The sequence below is a fragment of the Steroidobacter sp. genome (assembly GCF_036402275.1).
Taxonomy (GTDB): domain Bacteria; phylum Pseudomonadota; class Gammaproteobacteria; order Steroidobacterales; family Steroidobacteraceae; genus Steroidobacter.
Map to the genome: position 1 here is coordinate 102,079 of NZ_DASWTF010000030.1, position 14,534 is coordinate 116,612.

A 14,534-nucleotide genomic window follows, 5' to 3' on the forward strand; every position below is an offset into this window, starting at 1 on the left:
GCTCAGCGAATGTTCAGGGAACCTTATGTCGCGGCGAACTTTCGCGCGGCCCGTCAGTCTATGGAAGCAGTCGAGGAGTTGCCGTTGAGTGCGCTTCCGCCTGTCAGGCAGGGAGCGGGAGTTTGAACACGACAACGGATGACACCGACCAGGAACTGGTCCGGCGCGTACAGGCGGGGGACCAGACCGCGTTCAACCTGCTGGTGCTGAAGTATCAGCATCGGGTGCTGAAGCTGGTCGGCCGCTTCGTGAACGACGCGGCCGAAGCCGAGGATGTCGCCCAGGAGGCGTTCCTCAAGGCTTACCGGGCGTTGGCCTCGTTCCGCGGCGATAGCGCGTTTTATACATGGCTGTATCGGATCGCGATCAATACGGCCAAGAACGCGCTGGTGTCGCAGCGGCGGCGGCCGGTGGATTTCGACCTGGATCTGCAGGATCCGGATCAGTACGACCGGCAGGCGAAACTGAAGGAAGCCGATACGCCCGAGGGCGTGCTGCTGACGGACGAGATCCGCGCGGTGGTCGAGGAAGCCATGGAACAGTTGCCCGAGGACTTGCGCACAGCCATCGTGCTGCGCGAGTTGGAAGGGTTGTCGTACGAGGAGATCGCCGAAGCTATGGATTGCCCGGTGGGCACGGTGCGGTCCCGGATATTCCGGGCGCGCGAGGCCATCGATAAGAAGCTCAAGCCGCTGCTGGATTGAGCTGCACGGAACCGGCCCCGTTTTGAATGGAAACGGGGGCGCGTTGAAACGAGTTGTGGATTACTGGCAATGTTGGCCGATGTGGTGAGCCTGTCGATGATCACGGTGACAGCATGACGGACGCTCTGAACGAACAGCTTTCTACCTGTCTGGACGGCGAGTTGCCGCCGGCGGAGCTCGACCTGCTGTTGAAGCGGGTGGAGCGGGAGGCTGAGCTGCGCGCCGCCATCGGGCGTTATTCGCTCATCGGCGAGGCGATGCGGGCCGAGCGTCCCGCCATCGCATCCCGCGGCTTCGCGAGCAAAGTCATGGCAGCGGTGGCCGCCGAGCCGGCGCCGGAGCAATCGATCAACCCCTCGAAGAGCGTTCAGACGCCGGCTCCCGCCGTGCGCGCTCCCCGAATTTCTCCCGCGGCAATCCGTTACTTGCGGCCCGCCGCCGGCATGGCCATCGCCGCCGGTGTCGCCGCCGTCGCCGTGCTCAGCATGCAGCCCGTCGGTCAGCCGGATGTGGGCACTCTGAATACGCCGCTGGTCGCGGCCAACCAGCCTGCCGCTAACGAGCCCACTGTCGCGCCGACGGAGGACTCGAGCTACGTGGTGCCGACCTCGACTTCCAACAACGCATTCATTCCGGCCACGCGTCTGACCAATTACGTGGTCGCGCACGGCGAATATTCTTCGCCGCTGGGCCGTCGCTCGGTGTGGAGCGGCGTGCTGGCCGATGACGAGGAGGCGGAGGCGCAGGCGCTGGAAGACGGCGAAGCCGAAGTCAAAATTTCCATCAGCGACGACGGTGCTCCGGTACGTTGATGGCATCCTTGCGCGCCACTGAACCGCCCGCCCTCATGAAACGCGCCATCCGTTGGCCCGTCAGCCTTCTCGCAGCGATGCTGGTCTCCACGGCTCACGCCGGAGATCGCGAAGCCCGCCAGTGGTTGGAGCGCATGTCCGAGGCGCTGGCCACCCGCAATTACGAAGGTCGTTTTTTCCATCTGCGCGATTCCCGCTCCGAAGCGATGCGCATCTATCACCGTGTCGACAAGGGCAAGGTGACCGAGCGCCTCGTATCGCTCGACGGCAGCGGCCGCGAGATCGTTCGCAATCAGACCGAAGTGATTTGCTATCTGCCGGACCGTCGCACGGTGCTGGTGGAGAAGCGCACCGACGACAGCACGCTGTTGGCCGCCGTGCCGGCTTACAACGAAGAGCTCGAAGCTCACTACAACATCGAGCGCGGCCCGTTCACCAAGGCGCTGGGTCGTCGCACGCAAGTGATCAATGTGACGCCGCGCGACCAGTTCCGCTACGGCTACCGCCTCTGGCTGGATGACGAGACGGCGATGCCGCTCAAGTCGCAGCTGTGCGATCGCGAAGGCAGGGTCATCGAGCAGATCCTGTTCGCGGAACTGAATTTCCGGGATCGCATTCCCGCCGACAGTCTCAAGGCTTCGATCACGGGCGAAGGTTTTCGCTGGATCCGTCAGGACGCGCAGCCGCAGCTGGCCGCGGGTCAGGTCGGAGGGTGGGGCGTGATACGCCTGCCCGCGGGGTTCCGGCTGACGGCGTGGCGCATCCAGTTGATCGCCGGCTCCAGCGTCCCGGTGCAGCACCTGGTGTATTCGGATGGCCTGGCGTCGGTGTCGGTGTTCATCGAACCCCGCAACCCTCAGGCCGAGCCCATCAAGGGGCTGGCCAAGGTCGGCGCCGCCTTTGCTTTCTCGCGCGCGGTCGATGACCACCAGGTCACCGCTGTAGGCGAAGTTCCGCCCGTGACTCTCGAAGCCATCGCTGCGGGCGTCACCAAGGAAGACACCAAGGCTGTGCCGCCGCCGGCGCAGGCCCATCAGCCGGGCCCGCCACCGCCTCAGCAGTAACTCCGCGGCAGTATTCCAGCAGCTTATGACTCAGTGGACCGTGCTCGGCCGCTCCGAGTGCAGCCTTTGCGAGCAGCTGCTGGTCGAGCTGGCCGAGGAGCTGAGCCCGGCCGAGGCCGCGCAGGTGAGGGTGGTCGATGTCGACCAGGAGCCGGACCTGGCGCGCAAGTACGGTCACCGGATCCCGGTGCTGCTGGCCGACGGCGAATTCGTTTGCGATTACCGGCTGGATCGGGAGCGCGTCCGGCTCCATCGGCCGCAAGGGGCGTAACCGCCGCCGGGGGGCCCCGGTGCTATACGCCCACCGGGCGGCTTCAACCCCGCTATAATCCGCCGCCGCCGGTCAGACCTCCGGCCAGCCCAGTCTCCCCGGCCAGAAAATACAAGTCTTCTGATGAAGCTGATCCGCAACTTTTCGATCATCGCCCATATCGATCACGGCAAGTCGACGCTCGCCGACCGCTTCATCCAGTTGTGCGGCGGTCTGGAACAGCGCGAGATGGAGGCGCAGGTGCTCGACTCCATGGATCTGGAGCGCGAGCGCGGCATCACCATCAAGGCGCAGAGCGTGTCGCTCCGATACAAGGCGCGCGACGGGCAGACCTATCAGCTCAACATGATCGACACGCCGGGCCACGTGGACTTTTCCTACGAGGTGTCCCGGTCGCTGGCCGCCTGCGAAGGCGCGCTGCTGGTCGTGGACGCGGCGCAGGGCGTCGAGGCGCAGAGCGTCGCGAACTGCTACACGGCCATCGAGCAGGGCCTGGAAGTGGTGCCGGTGCTGAACAAGATCGATCTGCCCTCGGCCGAGCCGGACCGGGTCATCAAGGAGATCGAGGAAATCATCGGCATCGAGGCCGAGGACGCGGTCCGCGTCAGCGCCAAGACCGGCGAGAACGTGCCCGAACTGCTCGAACAGCTGATCGCGCGCATCCCGCCTCCCAAGGGCGATCCGGAGGGGCCGCTGCAAGCGTTGATCATCGATTCGTGGTTCGACAATTACGTCGGCGTCGTGTCGCTGGTGCGCGTGATGAACGGCTCGCTGCGCACGGGCCAGAAGATTCGCATGTGGTCGACGGGCCGCGCGCACCAGGTCGACAAGCTCGGCCGCTTCACGCCGAAATCGAAACCGAGCGAGACGCTCGAGGCCGGCGAAGTCGGCTTCGTCATCGCCGGCATCAAAGAGATCAACGGCGCGCCGGTGGGCGACACCATCACGCTCGACAATCGTCCCGCGAGCGAGCCGTTGCCCGGCTTCAAGCAGGTGCAGCCGCGCGTGTTCGCCGGTCTGTTCCCGGTGCAGTCCGACGATTACGAAAACTTCAGAGACGCGCTCGCCAAGCTCAAGCTCAATGACTCGGCCCTGCACTACGAGCCGGAAGTCTCGACCGCGCTGGGCTTCGGCTTCCGTATCGGCTTCCTGGGCCTGTTGCACATGGACATCGTGCAGGAGCGATTGGAGCGCGAATACAACCTGGACCTGATCACCAGCGCGCCCACGGTGGTGTACGAGATTCTGAAAACCGACGGCACGACCATCAATGTCGACAATCCTTCGAAGCTGCCGCCGAGCAATGAGATCGAAGACCTGCGCGAGCCCATCATCACAGCAAACATTCTGCTGCCGCCGGAGTACGTCGGCGCGGTGATCACGCTGTGTACCGAGAAGCGCGGCAAGCAGACCAAGATGCTGTACGTCGGCAACCAGGTTTCGCTGCAATACGAAATGCCCATGGCCGAAGTGGTGCTCGACTTCTTCGACCGCCTGAAGTCGGTGAGCCGCGGCTACGCTTCGTTCGATTACGAGTTCAATCGCTTCGAGACCGCGCCGCTGGTGAAGCTGGACGTGCTGATCAACAGCGATCGCGTCGATGCGCTGTCATTGATCGTGCATCGTGATAATGCGTACCACCGCGGTCGGGAGCTGGTGGATAAGATGCAGGAGCTGATTCCCCGGCAGCAGTTCGAGATCGCGATTCAAGCCGCCATCGGCAGTCACGTGGTCGCCCGCGCGACCGTGAAGGCGCTGCGTAAGAATGTCTTGGCCAAGTGCTACGGTGGCGACATCTCGCGTAAGCGCAAACTGCTGGAGAAGCAGAAGGAAGGCAAGAAGCGCATGAAGCAGGTGGGCTCGGTCGAAATCCCGCAGGAGGCCTTTCTGGCCGTGCTGCAGGTGGGCAAGGCCAAGAAAGAATAAGTGGGAACAGCATGATTTTCGACTTCTCGTTCATCCTGGTCGCAGCGACGTTGCTGACCGGCCTGATCTGGGGTATCGACTCGGTGGCCTTCAAGCCGCAACGGGTCGCCGCCGCGAACGCCAGGGGAGTCGCGCCGGACAACATCCGCGAGCCGCTGCTCGTGGAGTACGCCCGCTCGTTTTTTCCGGTGATCCTGATCGTGCTGCTGATCCGCTCGTTCCTGTTCGAGCCGTTCCGCATTCCGTCCGATTCGATGATGCCGACCTTGCTCGACGGCGATTTCATTTTCGTCAACAAGTTCTCCTACGGCCTGCGACTGCCGGTGCTCAACGCCAAGGTCGTCTCGATCGGCGAGCCGCAGCGGGGCGACGTGATCGTGTTCCGTCTGCCGCGCGATCCGGCCACCAACTACATCAAGCGGCTGGTCGGGCTGCCGGGCGATCACATCGTGGTGCGCGGCCAGAACCTGTACATCAACGGCGAGCGCGTCAAAGTCGACATGGACGGCACCTATCGCGGGCACGGCCATGACGGCGCGCAGCTCGCCACCGAACACCTCGGCAACGTCGATCACCATGTGCTGTACCTGCCGGCGCGCGCCGGTGAGGCCCGCGACTACGACGAAATCGTTCCGGCGGGGCATTACTTCTTCATGGGCGACAACCGTGACAACAGCCGGGACAGCCGCTTTTTCGAAGTGGGCTTCGTGCCGGAGCGCAACCTGGTGGGCAAGGCGGTCCGGATCTGGCTCAACTGGGACCTGCCCTCGGCGCCAATCTGGGACCGGATCGGCGATCCGATCCGGTGATTGGAGTATCTTTCGCGCGCACTGTTCCAACACTGGGGCCCAGCGGGGCCGTTAGCGGAGTTGCCAATATGCGTTCCCGTCAGCGTGGCGCCACGTTCCTCGGCATGTTGACCATCGTCGCCGTCCTGGGCTTCGGCCTCTACGGCGTGATCCGCCTGGTGCCCATGTACCTGGAATACATGGCGGTGGTGCGCGCCATGGAGCAGACCGCCAAGGAAAACCCGGGCGCCAACCAGCAGACCCTGCGGACGTCGCTGATCCGCCGCTGGACCATCGAGGACATCAAGAGCATCGAGCCCAAGGACATCGAGATCACACGGGCCGGCAACGGCTTCGTCATGCGCGCCTGGTATCGAGCCGAGGTGCCTTTTATTTCGAACGTTTCCCTGGTGGCCGACTTCGATAAGAGCGTGCCGGTCGGCGCCAGCACCATATCGGGGACCTAGTCCGCATTGAAGACCGCGCGCGAATGGCTGCGAGACAAGCTTGGATACGAGTGCCGCGACCCGGCTCTGCTCGAGTCCGCGCTCACGCATCGCAGCGCCGGCGGCTCGCATAACGAGCGGCTGGAATTCCTGGGCGACGCGGTGCTCAACTGCGTGGTCGCCAAGCTCGTTTTTCACGAATTCGCCACCGCCAACGAAGGCGACCTGTCACGCTTCCGCGCCAGCCTGGTGAGCGGCGAGGCCCTGGCGGTGATCGCCGCCGAGATCGATCTTGGCAGCCAGCTGCGGCTGGGCTCGGGCGAGTTGAAGTCAGGCGGTTTCCGACGCAAATCCATTCTGGCCGACGCCTTGGAAGCGCTGTTCGGCGCGGTGTATCTGGACGGCGGCTTCGAAGCCGCGGCCGGCGTCATCGAACGCCTGGTGGCCCCGCGGCTGGACCAGTTGCCGAGCGCCGACGAGCTCAAGGATCCCAAGACGCGCCTCCAGGAGGCGCTTCAGGCGCGGGGATTGCCGTTGCCATCATATGCAGTCGAATCCATTTCCGGCGAGGCGCACAATCAGGTCTTCCAGGTGCGCTGTTCGGTGAGCTCGCTGGGCCTGAAGGTTTCGGCGAGCGGCGCGAGCCGCCGCCGGGCCGAGCAGGCGGCCGCCCAACTGCTGCTGAATGCGTTCCGCGAGAGCCAGGGACTGTCCAGTTGATGAAAGGCCAGCTGATGAATTTGCGATTGTTTTCGAGCCCCGGATAAACGAGTGAACGAGCAGCCCCCAGAATCCCCCGAGTTCGACGCCGACGAGTCGGAAGCGACCGCCGAAGGCCACGACGCCAGCGTGCCCGAGACGTATCGCTGCGGTTTCGCGGCCATCGTCGGCCGGCCCAACGTCGGCAAGTCGACGCTGCTCAACGCCATGCTCCGGCGCAAGGTGAGCATCGTCAGTCCCAAGCCGCAGACCACGCGTCATCGCATCCTCGGCATTCTCACGCGGCCCGAAGAGCAGATCATTTTCGTCGACACGCCGGGCATACATTCCGGCGCCCGCCGCGCGATGAACCGTCACATGAATCGCGCCGCGCTCGCGTCCTTGCAGGACGCGGATGTGAACGTCTTCGTGGTCGAATCTTTGATCTGGACGGACGAAGACCAGCGCGTGCTCGACACGCTCAAACAGCAGAAGCGGCCCATCATCGTGGCGCTCAGCAAGGTCGATAAGGTCACCCCGCGCGAGCGCCTGCTGCCTTTCATCCAGGAGCTGAGCCGGAAGGCCGAGTTCGTGGAAATCGTGCCGCTGTCGGCGCTGAAGAACAGCAATCTCGAACAGCTGCCGTCGATCATCGCGCGCCATCTGCCGCTGTCGCCGCCGCATTTCCCGGCGGATCAGGTCACCGATCGCAGCCCGGAATTCCAGGCCGCCGAGATCGTGCGCGAGAAACTCACATTGCGTCTGCGGCAAGAGCTGCCGTACGGCTTGACCGTGGCCATCGAGCAATTCAAGGAAGAAGACGGCCGGCTGCTGGTCAACGCCGTGATCTGGGTCGAACGCACCGGGCAGAAGGCCATCGTCATCGGCCAGGGCGGCGAGCAGCTGAAGGAAGTGGGGCGCTCGGCGCGCATCGAAATGTCCAACCTGTTCGGCCAGCCCGTGCATCTGGAGCTGTGGGTGAAGGTCAAGGAGAACTGGTCGGACAACGAAATGGCGCTGAAGCAGCTGGGCTACGAGATGTGAGGTGGCGTGAGCGACGCTCGCCGCATTCAATTACAACCGGCGTACGTGCTGCATCACCGGCCGTATCGGGACACGAGCCGGATTCTGGAGCTGTTCACGCGCGATCACGGCCGCGTCTCGGTGTTTGCACGCGGCGCGCGCGGCGGCGGTAAATCCAACTCCTCGTTGCTGTCCATTTTGCAGCCCTTCAACCGGCTGCTGGTGTCCTGGAGCGGTCGCGGTGAGGCAGGGCAGCTGACCGGGGCCGAGTTCGACGGCGCGATGACGCCGCTGCCGCCGGATCGGCTGGTGCACGGCTTCTATTTGAACGAGCTGTTACTGAAGCTGTTCGCCCGGCACGACAGTCATCCCGACGTGTTCGCGCTGTATGCGCGGACCCTCGACGACCTCAAGCGCCAGGACGCGATTCGCCCCCTGCGATTGTTCGAAAAACGCTTGCTCGAAGCCATCGGCTACGGCCTCGCGCTGGATCGCGACGCGCACGACGGCGCGCAGCTCGATCCCGACGCTTCGTATTTCTACCGGATGGAACAGGGTCCGGTGCGTGCCGAAGGGGTTGCCGAAAGCACCATGGTTTATTCCGGCGCAACACTGCTGTCGTTGGGCCGCGAGGAGTTGGCCGACGCGGAGGTGTGCGCCGATGCCCGCCGCCTGCTGCGCGCCGCCCTGGACCGCTGCCTGGACGGCCGCGAGCTCCGCAGCCGGCAAGTCATGCTGGCGTTGCGAAAGGGAAAATGACAGCATTCTCAAATGCTTCACCTCGGTGTCAATGTCGATCACGTGGCCACGCTGCGTCAGGCGCGGCGCACTACCTATCCTGATCCCCTGTTCGCGGCGCTGATCGCCGAGCAGGCGGGCGCGGACAGCATCACCATTCATCTGCGCGAAGATCGTCGGCATATTCAGGACCGCGACGTGCGCATGTGCAAGGACGCGCTGCAGACCCGGCTGAACCTGGAAATGGCCGCCACCGACGAAATGGTGCGCATCGCCCTCGACGTGCGGCCTCCGGATGTTTGTCTGGTGCCGGAGAAGCGCACCGAAGTCACCACCGAGGGCGGCCTCGACGTGATCGGACAGCAGGATTCGTTGAAACGGATCTGCGCGCGGCTCGGCGAGGCGGGGATCCGCGTTTCGTTGTTCATCGATCCCGAGCCCGAGCAGCTGGAAGCAGCGGTGCGTGTCGGCGCCCCGGTCGTCGAATTGCACACTGGCGCTTATGCCGAGGCCATCGGCCAGCATCGCGCCAAGGAGCTCAAGCGTATCGAACTTGCGGCCCGTCACGCGGCCCAGCTCGGGCTGACGGTGCACGCCGGCCATGGTCTGCACTATCACAACGTGCAGCCCATCGCCTGCATTCAAGAGATCGTCGAATTGAACATCGGACACGCCATCGTGGCGCACGCCGTGATTCATGGCCTGGCGACGGCCGTTTCCGAGATGAAGCGCCTGATGCTGCAGGCTCGAGCGGGACGTTGATCGCGACGTTTGAGTCGCTACGGCAATGATCTTTGGCATTGGCACCGATGTCGTGCAGATCGAGCGCATTCAGCGGCTGCATGAGAAATTTGGCGAGCGTTTCGTCGAACGACTGCTGATGCCCGCCGAGGCTGACGCGTATCGCGCGCAGTCGCGTCCCGCCCGGTTTCTCGCCATGCGCTTCGCGGCCAAGGAAGCGATCGTCAAAGCCATGGGCACGGGTTTCAGACACGGGCTCTGGATCCGCGACGTGGGTGTGGCCGCGAACGAGTTTGGCCGGCCCGACATCATCTGGTCCGAGCGCGGCCAGGAAATGCGAGAGCGGCTCGGTATCGGCGAAGGTCACATCACGTTGACCGACGAGGCGGGGCTGGTGGTGGCGGTGGCGATACTGATGCGTCGACAGAGTTAGTTGGAAACCCATGCCTGTTTTCGTATTCGACATAGAAACCATTCCCGACGTCGAGTTGGGCCGGCGCATTTACGACCTCGGCGACCTGAGCGATCAAAAGGTCGGCTACGTCATGCAGGCCAAGCGCCGCGAAGAGTCGGGCAGCGAGTTTCTTTCCTATGAGCAGCAGCGCGTGGTCGCCATCTCGGTGGCGCTGCGTTCGCGCGATACGTTCAAGGTGTGGTCGCTGGGCGATCCGTCGGCGTCGGAAGCCGAGATCATCCAACGTTTCTACGACGGCATCGACAAATACACGCCCGATCTCGTGAGCTGGAACGGCGGCGGCTTCGACCTGCCGGTGCTGCACTATCGCGCGCTTCGTCACGGCATCGTCGCGCCCCGTTATTGGGAGAACGGCGACGAGGACCAGGCGTTCCGTTGGAACAATTATCTGAACCGCTATCACTGCCGGCATCTCGATCTGATGGACGTGCTGTCGAGCTATCAGGGACGCGCCCGCGTGAGCTTGCAAGCCGCGGCCACGCTGGTCGGCCTGCCGGGCAAGCTCGGCATGAGCGGCGACAAAGTCTGGGATGCATATCTGGATGGCAAGCTCGACGTCATCCGCAATTACTGTGAAACCGACGTGCTGAATACTTTCTTGATCTATCTGCGCTTCGAAATGATGCGCGGCCATCTCACACGAGAGGAATATCACGCCGAAGTTGCGCGAGTGCGCGAGGTACTGGCGACACAGGGCAAGCCTCACTTCCAGGAATTCCTGTCGGCCTGGGAGATGACATCTTGGGAGACGCCGCGTTGAACGCGCGGGCGCGTCGTCCGTCCGCTCAGCCCGAGACGGCGAAGATCACCGATTTATCGCACGAAGGCCGCGGCGTCGCGCACGTCGACGGCAAGACCGTGTTCATCGACGACGCGCTGCCGGGCGAGCTGGTCGAATGGCGGCGTCTCAAGCGCGGCCGCAACTTCGACGAAGGCCAGCTGTTACGGGTGATCGAGCCCTCGCCGGATCGCGTCGAGCCGCGTTGTATCCATTTCGGCATGTGTGGCGGCTGCGTGTTGCAACACCTGTCCGTCGATCAGCAGCTGCAATTCAAACAAAAGCAGTTGATGGACTCGCTGACCCGGATCGGCAAAGTCACTCCCGAGGAGACACTGCCGCCGTTGCAAGCGGGCACTTGGAATTATCGCCGGCGCGCGCGACTGGCGGCGCGTTGGGTGCCGAAGAAGAATCGCACGGTCGTTGGCTTTCGTGAGCGCAGCACTCCATACATCACGGACCTGCAGCGCTGCGAAGTGTTGCAAGCGCCCATGGATCAACTGCTGGTTCCGCTCTCCGAACTAGTCACTGCGTTGAGCATCCGGAATCGCGTGCCGCAGATCGAAGTGGCGGTGGCGGACAACGCGGTTGCCCTGGTCGTGCGCGTGCTCGAACCGTTGACCGAGGCGGACACGGAGCTGCTGCGCAGGTTCGGTCGCGAGCACTCGGTGCAAATGTTTCTGCAGCCCGGCGGCTACGAGACGGTCGCGCCCATGGACGACGTGGCGCCGCTGGAATATCGGTTGCCGTCGTTCGATCTCACGCTGCAGTTCCTGCCCACCGACTTCGTTCAGGTGAACGGTCCGCTCAATCTGCAAATGATCGATCGGGCCATCGCGATGCTCGCGCCGACGGCCGAGGACCGCGTGCTCGATCTGTTCTGTGGGCTCGGCAATTTTTCCCTGCCGCTGGCCCGCCGGGCGGGGCAGGTGGTCGGCGTGGAAGGCGAGGCCGCTCTGGTCGAGCGCGCCCGCGCGAATGCCGCTCGCAACGGGCTCACGAACGCCCGGTTTCATACGGCCAATCTCGCCGACGAGGGCATTTTGTCGGCCTCATGGGCCGGCAAGTTCGACAAGGTTTTGCTCGATCCGCCGCGCGCCGGCGCTAAAGAAGTGCTACCGCTGGTCGCTAAGTCTGGTGCCGACACCGTGTTGTACATCTCATGTCATCCCGGCAGCCTCGCGCGAGACGCGGGTATTCTCGTGCACGAGCATGGTTATAAGCTGCAGGCCGCGGGGGTGATGGATATGTTCCCGCATACCGCGCATGTGGAATCGGCTGCATTGTTCGTCAAGAAATAACCCGGCAAGCAAACAGATATGACCCTTGGGCCACTGATGATCGACGTGCAGGGCACGACCCTGACCCAGGAGGATCGGGAGTTGCTGGCCCATCCGCTGGTCGGCGCCGTGATCCTGTTCACACGCAATTTCGAGAGCGTCGAGCAGCTGACCCGGCTGGTCGCCGACATTCGCGCCGTCCGTTCGCCGCCATTGCTGGTGACGGTGGATCACGAAGGCGGCCGGGTGCAGCGGTTCCGCAAGGGATTCACCGTGCTGCCGTCGATGCGGATGATCGGCCGCGAATATGACCTCGATCCGGCGGCCGGCAAGCTGCTGTCCCGCCAGTGCGGCTGGCTGATGGCGGCCGAGCTGCGGGCCGTGGGCATCGATATGAGTTTCGCGCCCTGCGTGGACCTGGACTACGGCGCCAGCACGGTCATCGGCGATCGGGCTTTTCACCGCGATCCGCGCGTGGTCTCGGAGCTGGCCATCGCCTTCATGGGCGGCATGCGGGAGGCCGGCATGGCCGCCACCGCCAAACATTATCCTGGGCACGGATTCGTGGTGCCCGATTCGCACGTGGCCATGCCGGTGGACCGGCGGCCGCTGGCCGATATCGACGAGGACGTGACACCGTATCGTCGGCTGATCGATAACGGCCTGGCCTCCATCATGGCGGCCCATGTCGTGTTCACCGACGTGGACGACAAACCGGCCGGTTTCTCGCGCCGCTGGCTGCAAAACGAGCTGCGCGGCCGGCTGAATTTCGACGGGGCGATTTTCACCGACGATCTTTCCATGGCCGGTGCCAAGGTCATCGGCGACATGCCGGCCCGGGCCAAAGCGGCCCTCGCGGCCGGTTGTGACGTGCTTTCGCTATGTAACGATCGTCAAGGTGTGCTCCAGGTCATCGATTCTTTGCGGGGGAGCGGGGATCCTTTAAGTCAAGTTCGCATGGCCCGCCTGCACGGCAAGCCGGGATTGGCCCGGGAGGCATTACACGCTTCGCGCGAGTGGCAGACCTGCGAGGGGGCCGTCAAAAGCTGCATGGAGCGGCCGGATCTCCGTCTGAATTCCTAAGCAAACATAGAACATGAGCGTCGACGCAACACTGCTGCAAAGCCTGGTAGAAGCCGCCCCAGACGGTGTGGTCATTTGCGACGCTCGCGCCGCCGACCGCCCGGTGGTGTTCGTGAACGCCGCCATGGAGAAGCTGACCGGCTACGACGCCAACTACATTCGCGGCCGCAACCTCCGTTTCCTACAGGGCGACGATCATGAACAGGAAGGCCTGGACAAGATCCGCTCGGCGCTGAGGCAGGGCACCTCGTGCCACACGACGCTGCGCAATTACCGCAAAGACGGCACCATGTTCTGGAACGAGCTGACCATTCAGCCGCTGCGCGACGCCAACGGAAATGTGACGCACTTCGCAGGTTATCACCGCGAAGGCGGCGACCGCCTGCGGTTGCGCGAGTCGGCCGAAAAGACCGATCCGGCCTTGAGCACGCAGACCATGCTGGCGTACCTGCGCGACGACAAGCTCACTGGGTTGCTGCGCCGGACGTATTTCGACGAGTTGGTGAAGCGCGATTGGGGCCTGGCCCAGCGCGAATCGCGCCGGCTCAGCTTCCTGGTGTTCGATCTGGACTGCTTCTTGACCTACAAGGAAACATTCGGCAAGAACGGCTCGGATCAGTCGTTCAAGCGCATCGCCCGGGTGATCGGCGGATGTTTTCGTCGGGCCAGCGACCTGTGCGGTCGGTTCGACGAGGATCAGATCGCCGCGGTGACCACCGGGCTCGATCTGGCTCAGGCATCCAAGTTAGCCGAGGCCGTGCTGGGTCGCGTGCGGGATCTGGCCATTCATCATCCGCGCTCGAATGTGTCTCGCTATGTGACCGCCAGCGCCGGCGTGGTTTCGCTGGTGCCGCCGCATGACGCGGCCCCGGAACGCATTTACGAGCTGGCGCTGAAGGCGCTCAAAGACGCCAAGGAGCTCGGCCGCAACCGCGTCGTCAGCCGCGAGGCTGATTAATTAGCATCGGTGCCGGAGCTTGGTGTGATCACCGCGATCACCCCGAGCTTCGGGCTATCGATGTAGTGCCGCTCGTTGCTACGCATGCGGCGCGTCTGCCGCAGCACATAGCGCTGCCCGTCGCCGCTCGCCGCTCCATCCAATACCAGATCCAATGTGAGATGCAGATAGCGTCCACGCGACAGCGCAATCTGACCTTGCAGGCCGGAGCTTCCTGATACCAGCGAGCTCACCGATAGAAATTTAGCCGCGTTACGCGCGTAGCCTGGCTGGGTCCAGCCGATGTGCGCGACCGGCTGATAGCTCCGGCTGCGACGCATGGTGTCTTCGATGGCCGTGAGCTTCATCTTCGATGCGGGCAGGGCGGGGAAGGTGACAGTCGGCGCGGCTACCGTGGGCACGTCCGCCAGCACGGAGGATGAGAGCTCGTCCTCGGGAATATCCAACCGCTGCGCCGCGCCCGCGGCTTCCACGCCCCAGTTCTCCGGCGTCTCTTTGCCCGAGAGATTGCGGAAGATCAGCAACTCGACGTCATAAGACTGAACCGGCGCCGCCTGCTGCGCGACCGCCGAGCCCACCGACATCAAAGCCGTGAGCAACACCACCACGCCGAGCATGCGCGGGCGGGCCCAACGAGGAAGGAAAGCTGAATGGCTCATTCCGAAAGTTTACCAGCCCCACAGACGTATCGGCGGTGGCTGTCGGGGGGAAGTGTTCTCCCGGCAATTGGGATCAACATGGACGTTGA

17 protein-coding genes are annotated in these 14,534 nt (G+C 63.9%); 16 read left to right on the forward strand and 1 reads right to left on the reverse strand.

Annotated features, from left to right (window positions below; all coding sequences use genetic code 11):
• The first annotated feature begins 122 nt into the window (after positions 1–122).
• The 16 genes from rpoE (at position 123) to VGD45_RS15165 (ending at position 13,786) form a co-directional block, all read left to right on the forward strand.
• Complete coding sequence (gene rpoE / locus VGD45_RS15090) at positions 123–704, forward strand: RNA polymerase sigma factor RpoE (protein ID WP_331156149.1); 582 nt, start codon at positions 123–125, stop codon at positions 702–704.
• 113 nt (positions 705–817) lie between these two features.
• On the forward strand, positions 818–1,516 hold the full coding sequence (locus VGD45_RS15095) for a sigma-E factor negative regulatory protein (RefSeq protein ID WP_331156150.1): 699 nt from the start codon (positions 818–820) through the stop codon (positions 1,514–1,516).
• A 35-nt stretch (positions 1,517–1,551) separates the two neighbouring features.
• Positions 1,552–2,580, forward strand: a complete 1,029-nt coding sequence (locus VGD45_RS15100; protein ID WP_331156151.1) for a MucB/RseB C-terminal domain-containing protein — start codon at positions 1,552–1,554, stop codon at positions 2,578–2,580.
• Positions 2,581–2,605: 25 nt separating this feature from the next.
• Entirely contained in the window at positions 2,606–2,851 is a 246-nt protein-coding gene (locus tag VGD45_RS15105; protein WP_331156152.1) for a glutaredoxin family protein, read from the forward strand.
• 123 nt (positions 2,852–2,974) lie between these two features.
• Positions 2,975–4,777, forward strand: a complete 1,803-nt coding sequence (gene lepA / locus VGD45_RS15110; protein WP_331156153.1) for a translation elongation factor 4 — start codon at positions 2,975–2,977, stop codon at positions 4,775–4,777.
• Between the two features lie 50 nt (positions 4,778–4,827).
• The gene (gene lepB / locus VGD45_RS15115; protein ID WP_331156154.1) at positions 4,828–5,586 is read left to right on the forward strand and encodes a signal peptidase I; all 759 of its coding nucleotides are present in this window, start codon (positions 4,828–4,830) and stop codon (positions 5,584–5,586) included.
• 68 nt (positions 5,587–5,654) lie between these two features.
• Positions 5,655–6,032, forward strand: coding sequence for a DUF4845 domain-containing protein (locus VGD45_RS15120; protein ID WP_331156155.1), 378 nt, complete (start codon positions 5,655–5,657; stop codon positions 6,030–6,032).
• 6 nt (positions 6,033–6,038) lie between these two features.
• A complete protein-coding gene (gene rnc / locus VGD45_RS15125) occupies positions 6,039–6,731 on the forward strand; it encodes a ribonuclease III (RefSeq protein WP_331156156.1) in 693 nt (230 codons plus the stop codon).
• A 129-nt stretch (positions 6,732–6,860) separates the two neighbouring features.
• Positions 6,861–7,754 carry a GTPase Era gene (gene era / locus VGD45_RS15130; RefSeq protein ID WP_349263282.1) on the forward strand — a complete coding sequence of 298 codons (894 nt, stop codon included), beginning with the start codon at positions 6,861–6,863 and terminating at the stop codon, positions 7,752–7,754.
• A gap of 6 nt (positions 7,755–7,760) precedes the next feature.
• Positions 7,761–8,492 (forward strand): DNA repair protein RecO, encoded by a 732-nt coding sequence (recO, locus tag VGD45_RS15135; RefSeq protein ID WP_331156158.1) that lies wholly within the window; start codon positions 7,761–7,763, stop codon positions 8,490–8,492.
• A 12-nt stretch (positions 8,493–8,504) separates the two neighbouring features.
• On the forward strand, positions 8,505–9,233 hold the full coding sequence (gene pdxJ / locus VGD45_RS15140; RefSeq protein WP_331156159.1) for a pyridoxine 5'-phosphate synthase: 729 nt from the start codon (positions 8,505–8,507) through the stop codon (positions 9,231–9,233).
• Between the two features lie 25 nt (positions 9,234–9,258).
• On the forward strand, positions 9,259–9,645 hold the full coding sequence (acpS, locus tag VGD45_RS15145; RefSeq protein ID WP_331156160.1) for a holo-ACP synthase: 387 nt from the start codon (positions 9,259–9,261) through the stop codon (positions 9,643–9,645).
• A 10-nt stretch (positions 9,646–9,655) separates the two neighbouring features.
• The gene (locus VGD45_RS15150) at positions 9,656–10,447 is read left to right on the forward strand and encodes a 3'-5' exonuclease (RefSeq protein WP_331156161.1); all 792 of its coding nucleotides are present in this window, start codon (positions 9,656–9,658) and stop codon (positions 10,445–10,447) included.
• Complete coding sequence (gene rlmD, locus VGD45_RS15155; protein ID WP_331156162.1) at positions 10,429–11,766, forward strand: 23S rRNA (uracil(1939)-C(5))-methyltransferase RlmD; 1,338 nt, start codon at positions 10,429–10,431, stop codon at positions 11,764–11,766. The genes VGD45_RS15150 and rlmD overlap by 19 nt, the downstream gene beginning before the upstream one ends.
• 18 nt (positions 11,767–11,784) lie before the next feature.
• A complete protein-coding gene (gene nagZ, locus VGD45_RS15160; RefSeq protein ID WP_414717582.1) occupies positions 11,785–12,828 on the forward strand; it encodes a beta-N-acetylhexosaminidase in 1,044 nt (347 codons plus the stop codon).
• A 13-nt stretch (positions 12,829–12,841) separates the two neighbouring features.
• Complete coding sequence (locus VGD45_RS15165) at positions 12,842–13,786, forward strand: diguanylate cyclase domain-containing protein (RefSeq protein ID WP_331156164.1); 945 nt, start codon at positions 12,842–12,844, stop codon at positions 13,784–13,786.
• On the opposite strand, the gene VGD45_RS15170 is transcribed toward VGD45_RS15165, so the two are convergent.
• Positions 13,783–14,445 carry a CsiV family protein gene (locus VGD45_RS15170; protein WP_331156165.1) on the reverse strand — a complete coding sequence of 221 codons (663 nt, stop codon included), beginning with the start codon at positions 14,443–14,445 and terminating at the stop codon, positions 13,783–13,785. The genes VGD45_RS15165 and VGD45_RS15170 overlap by 4 nt on opposite strands.
• Positions 14,446–14,534: the final 89 nt, after the last annotated feature.

Coding starts and splice junctions, on each gene's coding strand:
- VGD45_RS15095 (WP_331156150.1), top strand. CDS start 818: ATGACGGACGCTCTGAACGAACAGCTTTCTACCTGTCTGGACGGCGAG.
- VGD45_RS15100 (WP_331156151.1), top strand. CDS start 1,552: ATGAAACGCGCCATCCGTTGGCCCGTCAGCCTTCTCGCAGCGATGCTG.
- VGD45_RS15105 (WP_331156152.1), top strand. CDS start 2,606: ATGACTCAGTGGACCGTGCTCGGCCGCTCCGAGTGCAGCCTTTGCGAG.
- lepA (WP_331156153.1), top strand. CDS start 2,975: ATGAAGCTGATCCGCAACTTTTCGATCATCGCCCATATCGATCACGGC.
- VGD45_RS15120 (WP_331156155.1), top strand. CDS start 5,655: ATGCGTTCCCGTCAGCGTGGCGCCACGTTCCTCGGCATGTTGACCATC.
- pdxJ (WP_331156159.1), top strand. CDS start 8,505: ATGCTTCACCTCGGTGTCAATGTCGATCACGTGGCCACGCTGCGTCAG.
- acpS (WP_331156160.1), top strand. CDS start 9,259: ATGATCTTTGGCATTGGCACCGATGTCGTGCAGATCGAGCGCATTCAG.
- VGD45_RS15150 (WP_331156161.1), top strand. CDS start 9,656: ATGCCTGTTTTCGTATTCGACATAGAAACCATTCCCGACGTCGAGTTG.
- nagZ (WP_414717582.1), top strand. CDS start 11,785: ATGACCCTTGGGCCACTGATGATCGACGTGCAGGGCACGACCCTGACC.
- VGD45_RS15165 (WP_331156164.1), top strand. CDS start 12,842: ATGAGCGTCGACGCAACACTGCTGCAAAGCCTGGTAGAAGCCGCCCCA.
- VGD45_RS15170 (WP_331156165.1), bottom strand. CDS start 14,445: ATGAGCCATTCAGCTTTCCTTCCTCGTTGGGCCCGCCCGCGCATGCTC.